Annotated in this window: 12 protein-coding genes; 7 read left to right on the top strand and 5 right to left on the bottom strand. The window is 37.6% G+C overall.

Annotated elements, in window-relative coordinates:
- The first annotated feature begins 22 nt into the window (after positions 1 to 22).
- From KO524_RS00615 to KO524_RS00605, 3 genes are all read left to right on the top strand, one after another.
- Positions 23 to 856, top strand: a complete 834-nt coding sequence (locus KO524_RS00615; RefSeq protein ID WP_219288157.1) for a hypothetical protein — start codon at positions 23 to 25, stop codon at positions 854 to 856.
- 36 nt (positions 857 to 892) lie between these two features.
- Entirely contained in the window at positions 893 to 2,293 is a 1,401-nt protein-coding gene (locus tag KO524_RS00610) for a M17 family metallopeptidase (RefSeq protein WP_219288156.1), read from the top strand.
- A 167-nt stretch (positions 2,294 to 2,460) separates the two neighbouring features.
- A complete protein-coding gene (locus tag KO524_RS00605) occupies positions 2,461 to 3,741 on the top strand; it encodes a sodium:proton antiporter (RefSeq protein WP_219288154.1) in 1,281 nt (426 codons plus the stop codon).
- A gap of 223 nt (positions 3,742 to 3,964) precedes the next feature.
- Here the strand turns inward: KO524_RS00605 and KO524_RS00600 are convergent, their stop codons facing one another.
- Positions 3,965 to 4,228, bottom strand: coding sequence for a hypothetical protein (locus tag KO524_RS00600; protein WP_219288152.1), 264 nt, complete (start codon positions 4,226 to 4,228; stop codon positions 3,965 to 3,967).
- Positions 4,229 to 4,451: 223 nt separating this feature from the next.
- Here KO524_RS00600 and KO524_RS00595 point away from each other — a divergent pair, with 223 nt between their 5' ends.
- From KO524_RS00595 to KO524_RS00585, 3 genes are all read left to right on the top strand, one after another.
- Positions 4,452 to 6,026 (top strand): M20/M25/M40 family metallo-hydrolase, encoded by a 1,575-nt coding sequence (locus KO524_RS00595; RefSeq protein ID WP_219288150.1) that lies wholly within the window; start codon positions 4,452 to 4,454, stop codon positions 6,024 to 6,026.
- Between the two features lie 142 nt (positions 6,027 to 6,168).
- Positions 6,169 to 6,495: a hypothetical protein gene (locus tag KO524_RS00590; RefSeq protein WP_219288148.1), complete on the top strand. Its 327-nt coding sequence runs from the start codon at positions 6,169 to 6,171 to the stop codon at positions 6,493 to 6,495.
- Positions 6,492 to 6,851, top strand: a complete 360-nt coding sequence (locus KO524_RS00585) for a hypothetical protein (protein WP_219288146.1) — start codon at positions 6,492 to 6,494, stop codon at positions 6,849 to 6,851. Before KO524_RS00590 ends, KO524_RS00585 begins: the two co-directional genes overlap by 4 nt.
- 43 nt (positions 6,852 to 6,894) lie before the next feature.
- Here the strand turns inward: KO524_RS00585 and KO524_RS00580 are convergent, their stop codons facing one another.
- On the bottom strand, positions 6,895 to 8,922 hold the full coding sequence (locus KO524_RS00580; protein WP_219288144.1) for a M3 family metallopeptidase: 2,028 nt from the start codon (positions 8,920 to 8,922) through the stop codon (positions 6,895 to 6,897).
- A gap of 77 nt (positions 8,923 to 8,999) precedes the next feature.
- Positions 9,000 to 9,491 carry a hypothetical protein gene (locus KO524_RS00575; protein ID WP_219288142.1) on the bottom strand — a complete coding sequence of 164 codons (492 nt, stop codon included), beginning with the start codon at positions 9,489 to 9,491 and terminating at the stop codon, positions 9,000 to 9,002.
- A gap of 243 nt (positions 9,492 to 9,734) precedes the next feature.
- Here KO524_RS00575 and KO524_RS00570 point away from each other — a divergent pair, with 243 nt between their 5' ends.
- Positions 9,735 to 10,733, top strand: a complete 999-nt coding sequence (locus KO524_RS00570) for an Rpn family recombination-promoting nuclease/putative transposase (protein ID WP_219288140.1) — start codon at positions 9,735 to 9,737, stop codon at positions 10,731 to 10,733.
- Between the two features lie 175 nt (positions 10,734 to 10,908).
- On the opposite strand, the gene purE is transcribed toward KO524_RS00570, so the two are convergent.
- Complete coding sequence (purE, locus tag KO524_RS00565; protein WP_219288138.1) at positions 10,909 to 11,391, bottom strand: 5-(carboxyamino)imidazole ribonucleotide mutase; 483 nt, start codon at positions 11,389 to 11,391, stop codon at positions 10,909 to 10,911.
- A gap of 151 nt (positions 11,392 to 11,542) precedes the next feature.
- Positions 11,543 to 12,697 carry a 5-(carboxyamino)imidazole ribonucleotide synthase gene (locus tag KO524_RS00560; protein WP_219288136.1) on the bottom strand — a complete coding sequence of 385 codons (1,155 nt, stop codon included), beginning with the start codon at positions 12,695 to 12,697 and terminating at the stop codon, positions 11,543 to 11,545.
- Positions 12,698 to 12,730: the final 33 nt, after the last annotated feature.

Below are 12,730 nucleotides of genomic sequence, written 5' to 3'. Positions count from 1 at the left end.
AGCTTCATACAGAAGTCTCCCTATGAATAACTCTATCCGAACTGCTTTCAACCTCTATCTCAATGGGAGTGTACATGTTTCGTTGGCCGTATTTTCACTGGTTCAAATGACTTTTTATTTTTGCAATATTCCATTTGATACAGTCGTATCTGCCCTTGCTTTTTTTGGGACACTTTTTTCCTATAATTTTATTAAATATGCCGAAACGGTTTATAAGTCAAAAGGCGTGTTTTCAAAAAACATGAAAGCGATAATTGCGATGAGTCTGATTGCTTTGACGATTGCGGGTTTTAGTTTTTTTATGCTGCAGTTTAATGCACAGCTCGTTACTTTAGGACTGTTGTTACTGTGCTTGTTGTATGCGATACCGATTTACCCGAAAATTCCAAATTTACGAAATTGGGCAGGTATTAAAATTTATATTGTATCGTTTTGTTGGGCTGGTGTCACACTGATTGTGCCGATAGTTAATGCCGGATTAGCATTGACACAGGATATTGGAATCAAGTTTTTGCAACGTTTCTTTCTCGTCTTGATCTTAATTTTAATTTTTGAAATCGTCGATTTGCAATTTGATGATAAAAAGTTAAAAACCGTGCCTCAGACTTTGGGAATGGAAAAAACCAAAAGACTCATTTTCTTATTGTTGATTCCATTTTATTTTTTAGAGTTTTTTAAGCTCGGGTTTCAGTCTATACAAGCATGGAATAATTTGGTCATCGTAGCCTTGGTGTTATTTTTTACATGGAAGGCTTCGCCTCAACAAACCAAATATTTCACCCTCTTTTGGGTAGAAAGTGTTCCGATAGTTTGGTGGCTATTGATAGTTGGCGAGAAGTTTTTTAGCTTTGTCTAAAAAAGGTATATTTGTATTTCTAAAATAAATAATAAAATGATACAACTGGTTAATGAAATCCAAACTCAGGCAAATGTCGTTTATGTCCTGGGTGCGGAACAAAATACACTTGAATTTCCTAATGTGGAATGGCTTTCTACTTTTGTAGAAGAATTCTTAAAGTCAAAAAAAGAAAGTGATTTCGTTAAAATGAGCAATCAATATTTCTTTTTTGTAAAGGAAAACGCTGATTTAGAGAAAATGCGGCTTGCTGGATATGCGATACGCACCCAATTGGATGTAAAAGCAGATAATTTAACTGTAGTCGGTAGTACCGATGCCGCTCTAGCCTTGACAGAAGGTATAGCTTTGTCAAACTATCAGTTTTTAAAATATTTCAAAGATGCAGCAGAGAAAAGCTATGCCTTAAAACAGATTCAACTGAAAGGTGCTTTTGACGCTAAAATAATCAGTGATTTAAACCACACTATTAAAGCGGTATATTGGGCTAGAACAATGGTTAACGAGCCCGTTAGTTTTTTGACTGCGGAACAATTGGCCAAAGAAATTGAATTATTAGGTCAGGAAGCTCATTTCGACGTAAAGGTATTGGATAAGGCAAAAATTGAAGACCTGAAAATGGGTGGATTAATTGCTGTAAACAAGGGGTCGATTGATCCTCCAACTTTCACGATTATGGAATACAAACCAGCCAATGCTATCAATTCAAAACCGGTGGTTTTAGTTGGTAAAGGGGTGGTGTATGATACGGGAGGTTTGAGTTTAAAGCCGACACCGAGTTCTATGGATTTGATGAAGTCGGATATGGGTGGTGCAGCTTGTATGGCGGGTACTATCTATGCAGCGGCTTTAAATAAAATGAATGTACATATCATCGGTTTGATTCCTGCAACGGATAATAGACCCGGTGGAAACGCCTATACACCTGGTGATGTAATTACCATGTATGACGGTACCACAGTGGAAGTATTGAATACCGATGCAGAAGGACGTATGATCTTAGGTGATGCTATTGCCTATGCCAATCAATATGAACCCGAATTGATTATTGATGCTGCAACACTTACTGGAGCAGCCTTAATGGTGGCGGGAGACCGTGCTTCCTGCCTTATGGGTAATGCAAGTGATGAGGTTTTGGCAGCTTTAGTGAAATCGGGATTTGCAGTACACGAACGTTTGGCTTTATTGCCTTTCTGGGATGATTACAAAGAACAAGTAAAGTCCTCAATCGCCGACTTAAAAAACATTGGTGGTCGTAATGCAGGAACCATTACTGCAGGTAAGTTTTTAGAGCATTTTGCCAAATATCCGTATGTTCATATCGATATTGCTGGACCTGCTTTTACAGAAGCTCCTCAAAATTATAAAGGACATGGTGGAACCGGAACCGGTATCCGTACTTTGGTACATTTCTTAGCTAACTACAAAGGACTTTAAACGGTTTTTAATCTAGAATTATATATATAAAGCAGCCCTATTGGCTGCTTTTTTTATATGCGCATGGTCGCATGGTCGCATCCTCGTAGCTGCTTAATAAGTATCTTCGAATCCGGAGTAATTACTTGTTGTTTTTTGACTAAATTTGAAGTAAACGATTCTGTTTTATGGAGCTCTATTATACTTTTTCAATATTTATTGTATTGGCATCTTGGTTTGCTTATTTGAATTTGCGATTTTTAAAACTGCCTACGACAATCGGTATCATGGTTATTGCCGTATTGGTATCTATAGGGATACGTTTGCTTGGCGATCAACTTTTCCCCGAAGCAACCCGAGATTTTTTTAAGTTGATCAGTCAGTTTGATTTTGATGAGGTATTGATGGGTGCCATGTTGAATTTTTTGTTGTTTGCTGGGGCATTGCATATCAATATCGCTGATTTGCGTGAACATCGACTCGCTATTATGTTGTATTCAACTGTCAGTGTAGTTCTTTCCGCTTTCTTTATTGCTGGATTCCTGTTCTATATCTGTCCTTTATTTGGGGTTTCACTTCCCTTTATCTATTGTTTACTGTTTGGAACTTTAATTTCACCGACAGATCCTATAGTGGTTTTAAGTGTTTTAAAACAGGTAAAAGTGCCCAAGTCCATAGAGACAAAAATCACTGGGGAGTCTCTTTTTAACGATGGAGTTGCCGTAGTTATGTTTGCGGTAGTTTTGCGATTGGCTTTGAGTGAAGATGTGGACATCACCTTTTTGTCGGTGTCTAAGTTTTTCGCACAAGAAGTTATAGGAGGTGTTTTGGTAGGTTTTCTGTTGGGTTATTCCGCTTCACATGTAATGAAAAAGATAGACGATTATAAAGTGACTGTACTCATTACATTGGCCTTGGTTATGGGTGGGTTTCTGCTGACCAAAACCTTACATGTTTCAAGTCCGCTGGCCATGGTAATTGCCGGGCTTGTTATTGGTAATTACGGAAAAAAAGTGGCGATGAACGACGAAACTCAAGACTATCTCACTAAGTTCTGGGAGTTAATAGATGAAATCCTAAATGCAATTCTGTTTATGTTTATCGGGTTTGAATTGTTGTTATTACCCGATATTGAAAAACATATTTGGTTAGCCTTAATTACGATATTAGTTGTTTTATTCTCGAGGATGTTGTCAATCTTAATACCCTATAGAGTTTTTTCGAGAAATAGAATTTATACTAAAGGATCCTTGATTGTGTTGGTTTGGGGAGGGATTCGTGGAGGTGTTTCGATTGCTTTAGTGTTATCACTACCTTATAACGAATACAAAGAAATGCTTTTAGAGATTACTTATATCGTGGTGTTGTTTTCTATCGTAGTGCAAGGACTTTCTATTGGAAAAGTCGCCAAGACAGTTTTGAAAGAGGAAACTAGTGAAAAGAATCTTGAAAATCCAACTCAGAAATAAGGGAGGTATAAACCGGGGTTTTTAATAAAAATCAGCACATTAGCGCAATTTACTGAGGGTAAAACGTCTAATTGTAAAATTTGAAAATGCTGAAATAAAAAAATCCATATTTATTTCTATATAACGACCGACTCGAAGGGAATTGGTTACTTATAAAAATAAATATGGATTATTAATGCATTGGAGTGAGAATATATTCCAGGTAAAAATTCCCTCCCGAGAACTACTCAATGGATTCCATTTGAATTTGACCCATATACTCTATACCGTCTTTGATAAAAGGTTCTTTAACGATATTGATTTTTGTAATCTGCTCTGTGGAGAGTTTATCGAGTTCTGCTTTACTCACCAATTGGTTATTTAAGATATAGGCGATTTTATCCTTAGATTTTCTTGGTTCGCTGTTCTTTTTCTCGACTCTAGGCCTTTCTTGTGCAAATCCGAGCACAGGTAGTGCAAGTAATGCTGTTAAAATTAATTTTTTCATACTGAGATGATTAAGGTTTTATATTGATAAATTATTATCCAAAACAATGCCAGTTTTTTTCTTATTTAAACAATTGTCATAAATTATTTAATAGGCTTTCTTTTTTAGAGTAAATACAGTTTATGCTTGCTCGATAAATAGTTTCTTTACTTTTAGGTTTGAAAAGCCGAGGTATTTTTACTAATTTGCTGCTTTTAAATCTCACCTTTTAAAAATGCACCCTATGTTTAGCTATGTTACAAGGAATAAAAGCGTTAGATGGCTAACGTTTGCTCTATTTATTTTGTCAACTTCGACAGTTTGTGCACAACAACAAGACCCAATCGTCGATGCTATCGTAAAAGAGGCTAATCAAAATTCACAATTAGAACAATATGCTTTTGAATTGATGGATGTTATTGGTCCTCGTTTAGTGGGAACTCCTCAAATGAAGCAAGCACATGATTGGGTGGTGGATCAATACCTCAAAATGGGGATAAATGCACGTAATGAGGAATATGGGGAGTGGAGAGCGTGGCAGCGAGGAGTGACACAGGTGGAGATGACAGCGCCCCGTTTAAAGTCTTTGGAAGCCATCCAATTGGCATGGAATCCTTCAACTGTAGATCAGGGCATAGAAGCCGAGGTCATTGTATTGCCTTTTGTGGACAATAGTATTGAATTTCAAAAATGGCTACCCAATGCTAAGGGAAAAATTATTTTGATATCGATGCTTCAACCGACCGGTCGATCGGAAGAACAATGGAAAGAGTATGCAACGCCTGCTTCTTTTGCGAAAATGCAAGATTTGAAGAAAAGTCAGACCGATTCGTGGAATCAGCGTATAGTAAATACAGGTTATGACATAAAAACCTTACCTAAAGCATTAGAAGATGCCGGAGCAGTCGGCATAGTATCGTCATTTTGGACGGGGATTATGGGGGCCAATCGAATTTTTGAAGCTTTTACAACAAAAATACCTACTATTGATATGGCTTTGGAGGACTACGGTACCTTATATCGTTTGGCGGAAAAGGGAATCAAACCTAAAATCAAAATTAAAGCAATTTCAAAAAACTTAGGTAAGACAAAAACATACAATACGATTGCGGAAATCAAGGGTACTGAAACGCCCGATGAGTATGTTATCTTATCAGCTCACTTAGATAGTTGGGATGGAGGCACTGGAGCTACTGATAATGGAACGGGTATTATCGTTATGATGGAAGCTGCCCGGATATTAAAAAAAGTATTGCCTAATAACAAACGAACGATTTTAATTGGAAATTGGGGAAGTGAAGAGCAAGGACTTAACGGTTCTCGAGCATTTGTAGAAGATCATCCGGAGTTGCATGACAAAATTCAAGCAGTCTTTAATCAGGATAATGGAACGGGTAGGATAGTCAATTTAAACGGACAAGGATTTCTACATGCCTATGATTTCTTGGGAAAATGGCTTTATGATGTACCAGAAGATTACAAAAAAGATTTAAAAACAACATTTCCTGGATCACCATCTTCAGGTGGCTCCGATCACGTTTCTTTTGTAAGTGCAAACATACCTGCTTTTATGTTGGGAGCTTTAAGTTGGGGTTATGGAAACCATACTTGGCATACCAATAGAGATACCTATGATAAAATCGTATTTGATGAGGTTCGTAACAACGCTATTCTAATTGCAATATTGGCTTATAAAGCCAGTCAAGAAGAAGAACTGGTACCGCGTCAAAAAATCAACTTGCCCAAGAGCAGCGATGGCAAGACTATAGAATGGCCTGCTCAAAAAAGTCCAAAAAGAACTGGAGGACTGAACAATTAGTTGTATTTATACTAGTTTCAAATTAGAAAAGATCGGCACGCAAGTGTCGGTCTTTTTGCTTTTAAACGAACGGAGAACAAATACAGATAGTCATGCGTAAAAAAGGTGTAACTTTGGATTTAATTTAATTTTCAATTTAATTTTGACTACAGAGAAGAAGAGTGAGCAAGTTCATATACGATGTTCGCAATGTGGAACTTTTAACGCAAATAAGATTCATTGTGACAACTGTGGTGCTTTGCTTTCCGTTGTCAAGCAACGTGAATTGGTGCGTCAAGAACAGTTTAAAGAAGTGCGGAAACGCGAGGCAGAGAAAGGACCTTCCAAAATAGAATTGCAGATCAAGAAAATGCAAAACCACCGATTTTGGTTGGTTCGTGTTTTGTTTGAAGTCGTCTATGTCGGCTGGGTAATTGCGATGGCGGTAGGAGGGTTTATTGCGTGGGTAATAGCAGTAATCGTAGCATGAGGATATTGTCAAATAGATATTTTATAGGCTTACTGCTGTTGGGTACTTGTGTATATTTCCTACAGAGACTGGCAGTTGAATTACCTGCCTTTATTCAGAATTACCTCAATGACTTATTGGTGATGCCTTTGGTGTTGTGGATTGTTTGGGCGGTATTGGTTGAGATAAAGGGTGTCGAAGCGCAGCTTTCATGGTCAATGGCTTTGTCTTTATTGCTTTATTACAGTGTTTTTTTTGAATGCTATTTGCCCACCGTAAATGCTCGTTACACCTCCGACGTTTATGATGTGATTTGTTATTTCATCGGCACGATGGTTTTTATGCTTTTATACAAAAAAGGCTGTTTCAAATCTTGAAACAGCCTTTTTTGGGTTTATTTGTGCGAATTGACGTAGCTGCCTATAACAATCCAGCTCTTTTCAACAAAGCTTCCGGATTGGGTTCTTGTCCTCTAAATTTTTTGTAGAGAGTCATTGGATGTTCGGTACCGCCTTTTGATAAAATGTTTTCCTTGAATTTAGAAGCTATTTCGCGATTGAAAATACCATATTCCTTAAAGTAGGCAAAAGCATCCGCATCGAGTACTTCTGCCCATTTATAGCTGTAGTATCCCGAGGAATAACCTCCTTGAAATATATGAGAAAATGCCGTACTCATCGCGTTTTCTGCCACGTCTGGATAGAGTTGTGTATCGGCAAATTGTTCGGTTTCAAAAGCTTTTAGATTTGTTATTCCTGTGGGGTCCTGACCGTGCCATGCCATATCTAATAGTCCAAAGCTTATTTGACGTAGTGTAGCCATTCCCTCTTGGAAACTAGCGCTTTCTTTTATTTTTTCGATTAAGTCCATAGGTAGCACTTCTCCGGTTTTATAATGCTTGGCAAACAATTCCAACGCTTCTTTTTCGTAACACCAGTTTTCCATAATTTGGCTTGGTAGTTCAACGAAGTCCCAATAGACATTTGTACCAGAAAGACTCGGATATACCGTATCAGCGAGCATACCGTGTAAGGCGTGTCCAAATTCATGAAAGAGGGTAGTGACCTCGTTAAACGTCAATAATGATGGTTTGGTGGCAGTTGGCTTGGTGAAGTTACAGACAATGGATATATGTGGACGTTGATCCGTTCCATTTTGAATGTATTGCGACTTAAAGGAAGTCATCCAAGCACCGTTGCGTTTGCTCTTTCTCGGGAAGAAGTCTGTATAAAAAATAGCGATTAAACGGTTGTTTGAATCAGTCACTTCAAATGTTTGAACATCCTCATGATATTTTTCGATAGTAAAAACTTCCTTAAAATGAAGTTGATACAAACGATGTGCTACTTCAAAAGCGCCGTTTAAAACCTTTTCAAGTTGAAAGTATGGTTTTAAAATTTCATCGTCAAGATTAAAACGTTGTTGTTTTAGTTTTTCGGAATAGTAGGGGCCATCCCATTTTTCCAAATGGTCAATCTGGTCCAATTCACGGGCAAAATCGCGGAGTTCCGCAAATTCTTTTTTTGCAGCGGGTGCAGCTTTCTGTAATAAATCGTTTAGAAATTCAAATACCCTGGTTGGATTCTGTGCCATTCGTTCCTCTAATACAAAATGAGCATGGGTTTGGTATCCCAATACATTGGCGCGTTCGTGGCGAAGTTTTGCGATTTGCAAAACGTTTTCTTCGTTGTTAAATTCGTTGTTTTGAAAAGCTTTTCTACCGGCTGCTATAGCCAGTTCTTTTCGTAAGTTTCTATTGTCTGCATAGGTTATAAAAGGCAAATAACTCGGGAAGTCCAAAGTGAATATCCAGCCTTCTAAATTTTGAGATTCAGCCAGTGAACGGGCTTCTTCTATGGATCCTTCCGGTAGTCCTGCCAAGTCTGCTATATCGGTTAAATGCAATTGGTAATTGTTCGTTTCACTTAGTACATTTTCACCAAATTTTAAGGACAATAGTGATAAGGAGCTATCAATCTCGCGTAAGCGGTGTTTCTGTTCTTCGTTTAACAAAGCGCCATTGCGAACAAAACTTAAATAGTTTTTGGTCAATAACATCTCTTGCTCTGTCGATAAAGTCAAGTTGTCTTTACTGTCATAAACGGCTTTTACTCGTGCAAAAAGCTCTTCATTCAAGGTTATGTCGTTGCCCAGTTCAGAAAGTTTGGGTGCAATTTCCTGTGCAATTTCCTGCAATTCATCACTGGTTTCAGCGGAATTTAAGTTAAAGAAAATATGGGATATTCGATCCAATTCCATCCCTGAAAAAGCCAAAGCTTCCAAAGTGTTTTCAAATGTAGCAGCATCGATATTGGCGGCTATATGGTCAATCTCTTTACGTGTCGCTGCAATGGCTTTTTCAAAAGAGGGAAGGTAATCGGATTTTTTTATTTGAGTAAACGGAGCAGTGTCGTGAACCGTTTGAAATTTTGAATTCAGTATAGTCATTAAACAGATTTTTAAAAAGCTAAAAATACGACTTTTTTTATGCTTTGAAAAATCATTAAAAAACTATTCATTCTAAATCAAATTTTTATTACAAATTGCGTCTCTCCTTCTTTAATAATCACTCCTTTAGTGTCTTTGATTTCTAAGCTCTGGTGATCTGGATAAAAATAGTGACGGAATCCAGAACACTTAGAATTGCTTTTTGTTTCAATAGCATTAAAACTGATTGTAAAGGCTGGTTTATCGTGAATGGTATATTCCCAATAGATTTTAGCTTGTTGGTGTTCTGTGCCTAAATTAAAGGTTATCGTTGGTTTTGGATTTTCGACTGCCACCCCTTCATTTCTGATAATACGATTGTTATCACTTCCAATTAGTTTGATGTCGTTGGGTGTGATTTTTCCGCTAAGAAATAAATTCTCACCGGTTTCGGCATCTTCAAATTTTAGATCTGCGAGAAATAGAGGAGGAGAGTCAGCGTAAGAAGAACAGTCATCGGAACTACACGAAGACAGGGCTAAAAATAGTACTAGTAATGTTAAAAGGTTTTTGATGGTGAATCTTTTCATAATTTTTGTTTTAGGAGGTTAAGTAGTTTTTTTTGCTTAATTAGTAGTTTAATGGTGGCTAAAGTAAGGTAATAAAACTTATTAAAAAGAATACTATATTTATTTAGCAAAATTTAACTTTTATTGTTTTCAATTCAGATATGCCAATGGAGAAGAAGGCTTAAATAAAAACGTTAAATATTTTGGTTGTTTACTTCAGGTTATTTATTTTTAGATAGCTAATAATCAAAGTGCTATGATGTTGTGGCAAGGTATATTGATTTGCTTACCGATTTTGCATTTAAAAAGATATTTGGTTCTGAGCCAAACAAGGAGCTGTTGATGTCGTTGCTTCATGCCGTTTTTAGAGGACAGAAGCATTTGTCAGATATGGTGTATGATAAAAATGAATATGTCGGCGATTCCAAGGATATGGGAACAGTCATTTTTGATTTGACCTGTTCAGCTAAAGATGGGTCTAAATATATTATTGAAGTGCAACGAAGCAACCAATACAATTTAAAAAAGCGCATGTTGTATTATAGTAGTAGATTAATAGCTGATCAAGCGCCGAAACGAGATAGGCAGAAGTGGAATTTTAATATTCCACCAATAGGGGTTGTAGCGATTATAGACGGTTTTGTAATATCAGATTCAAAATCGGGTTATGTGCATGATGTTTGCTTGTGTAATAAGGATAGCGGTGTTGTTTTTTATTCGGGATTGGAATTTGTCTATTTGGAGTTAGATCTTTTCTTAAAGCAACCCGAGGACTTAGACGGAGATTTGGATCATTGGATGTATGTGCTTAAGCATCTGTCCAAATTGAATCATCTACCGGAGTTTTTGAACCAAACGGTATTTGAAAGATTATTTGATTTAGCAGAATTTACTAATTTAACTAAAGAAGAACAGTTTATGTATAATACAGAAGTAAAAAGAAGAAGAGATCAAGAGAATACAACCTATTATCAGATCAATGAAGCCAAGAAAAAAGCTAGAAAAGAAGCTAGAAAAGAAGCAAAAGAAGAAGGACTAGTAGCAAGAAGAGAAGGCAGGGAAGAAGGCAGGGAAGAAGGCAGGGAAGAAGGAAAGCTAGAAGGAAAGCTAGAAGGAAAGCTAGAAGGAAAGCTAGAAGTTAAAACGGAGATTGTGCGAAATTTACTGAGTAAGTATGATTTTACAGACGTGCAAATCTGCGATATGGCTAAGGTGACCTTGGATTTTGTGAAGGAAGTGCGCGCGAATTCGGGAAAAGAATAAAAGCGAGTAAACAGGAATTTTAGCGGAATAAGGAAAATACAAGGCTCGGTGGAATTACCTATTGGCTGAAGATTTCGCTAAAGGGAATCCGTATGGGAGATAGGTTGTTGTGAAAAATCATCGAATTAAAGTAGTAATGATCGATAAGACCATTACTACTTATTCTAAGAACTTCTTAAGAATTTAATTTTGCAGCTGCGGCTAGCACCACGTCGCGTAAACCATTTTTGTATGTTATCATTTTATTTCTTAATGTTTCATCTTGACTTCCCAATATCTGGATTGCTAGTAAACCGGCATTTTTACCACCGTTTAGTGCTACAGTAGCAACAGGTACACCACCAGGCATTTGTAAAATAGACAAAACACTATCCCAGCCGTCGATTGAATTGCTCGATTTTACTGGAACGCCAATTACGGGAAGCGGAGACATTGATGCTACCATTCCCGGTAAATGTGCAGCGCCACCGGCACCAGCTATAATGACATTAAATCCTCTTAAATGTGCTTGAGACGAAAAATCTACTAGTTTTTCTGGTGTACGGTGTGCAGAAACAATATCTACTACCACCTCAATTCCAAATTCTTTAATGATGTCTATGGCATCTTGCATCACCGGCATGTCCGAGATACTACCCATTACTACGGCTATTTTCATACTGTTTTATTTCGTTATTTTAACTCTATTTCGGGCGTTACCCTGCGGGTCGGGCTGTTCGCTATATCTTTGTTTTCGCTTGCGCAAAAGCAAAGGATGTCGCTTCCATCTCTAACGCAAATTCTTGCTGTCGATCAAAGGCAGCATTGAATCATAAACTGATGACCTCGATTGTTTCCTTAACTACCTGTGCAATTTTACGGGCTTCCACCATATCGGCATTGACGATGGTAACATGTCCCATTTTTCTAAATGGACGGGTTTCTCTCTTGCCATAAATGTGTGGAGTAACCCCATCTATCTGAAGAATTTTTTCCATATTCTTATAATGAACATCGCCTTGATATCCTTCGCCACCTACTAAATTTACCATAATTCCAGCTACTTTACTATCGGTATTTCCCAATGGTAAGTTTAGAATTGCGCGCAAGTGTTGCTCAAATTGAGAAGTATAACTGGCTTCAATCGAATAATGTCCGGAATTATGCGGACGAGGAGCTACTTCATTGACCAAAATTTCATCGTCAACCGTTTGAAACATTTCTACAGCTAGAAGTCCTACGTGATTGAATTTCTCAGAAACTTTTAAAGCAATAGCACGTGCTTTATCGGCTACTTTTGAATCAATTCTTGCCGGGCAAATTACATATTCCACCTGATTGGCTTCGGGATGAAATTCCATTTCCACAACCGGATAAGTCTTGATTTCGCCACTAGCGCTGCGAGCAACGATAACAGCCAATTCATTTTTAAACGGAATCATGACCTCTGCTATACATTCCACATGGGGTAAAGTCTGTAAATCCGAAAGACTACGCACTACCTTAACACCATTACCGTCATAGCCAAACTGAGCGCATTTCCATACAAAAGGCATGGAGATTTGTTGCGTTTCAACTTGGTTTTGCAAATCTTCCAAGCGGTCAAATCGGGTGTATGGGGCAGTTGGAATTTGGTGTAGGTTATAAAAATCTTTTTGTATGCCTTTATGCTGAATTTGGCGTAAAGTTTTTGGAGATGGATACACTAATAATCCTTCGCTTTCCAATTGATCCAAAGCATCCAAATTCACGTTTTCAATTTCTATAGTCAATACTGAAACTTTTTTTCCAAACCGATAAACCGTTTCGTAATCCATCAAATCTCCTTTAAAAAATTGATGTGCACCGTATTGAGCCGGTGCTTCCGAACTCGGGTCTAAAATGAAAGTAGCGATATCGAATTTACGAGCGTCAGCAAGCAACATTTTGCCCAATTGTCCGCCCCCTAAAATTCCCAATCTAAAATCAGAAGAAAAATAATTCATAGTATTGTCTGTTGTTGTGTGTTTTTGCAAAGA

Origin of the sequence: Flavobacterium sp. NKUCC04_CG (assembly GCF_019345525.1) — a bacterium.
Lineage (GTDB): Bacteria > Bacteroidota > Bacteroidia > Flavobacteriales > Flavobacteriaceae > Flavobacterium.
Note: the sequence above shows the minus strand (reverse complement) of the source record. Positions and strands in the feature narration are given on the sequence as shown.

Excerpts from the sequence above, each read along its gene's own strand:
- KO524_RS00615 (WP_219288157.1), top strand. The coding sequence starts at position 23 with ATGAATAACTCTATCCGAACTGCTTTCAACCTCTATCTCAATGGGAGT.
- KO524_RS00610 (WP_219288156.1), top strand. The coding sequence starts at position 893 with ATGATACAACTGGTTAATGAAATCCAAACTCAGGCAAATGTCGTTTAT.
- KO524_RS00605 (WP_219288154.1), top strand. The coding sequence starts at position 2,461 with ATGGAGCTCTATTATACTTTTTCAATATTTATTGTATTGGCATCTTGG.
- KO524_RS00600 (WP_219288152.1), bottom strand. The coding sequence starts at position 4,228 with ATGAAAAAATTAATTTTAACAGCATTACTTGCACTACCTGTGCTCGGA.
- KO524_RS00595 (WP_219288150.1), top strand. The coding sequence starts at position 4,452 with ATGTTTAGCTATGTTACAAGGAATAAAAGCGTTAGATGGCTAACGTTT.
- KO524_RS00585 (WP_219288146.1), top strand. The coding sequence starts at position 6,492 with ATGAGGATATTGTCAAATAGATATTTTATAGGCTTACTGCTGTTGGGT.
- KO524_RS00580 (WP_219288144.1), bottom strand. The coding sequence starts at position 8,922 with ATGACTATACTGAATTCAAAATTTCAAACGGTTCACGACACTGCTCCG.
- KO524_RS00575 (WP_219288142.1), bottom strand. The coding sequence starts at position 9,491 with ATGAAAAGATTCACCATCAAAAACCTTTTAACATTACTAGTACTATTT.
- purE (WP_219288138.1), bottom strand. The coding sequence starts at position 11,391 with ATGAAAATAGCCGTAGTAATGGGTAGTATCTCGGACATGCCGGTGATG.
- KO524_RS00560 (WP_219288136.1), bottom strand. The coding sequence starts at position 12,697 with ATGAATTATTTTTCTTCTGATTTTAGATTGGGAATTTTAGGGGGCGGA.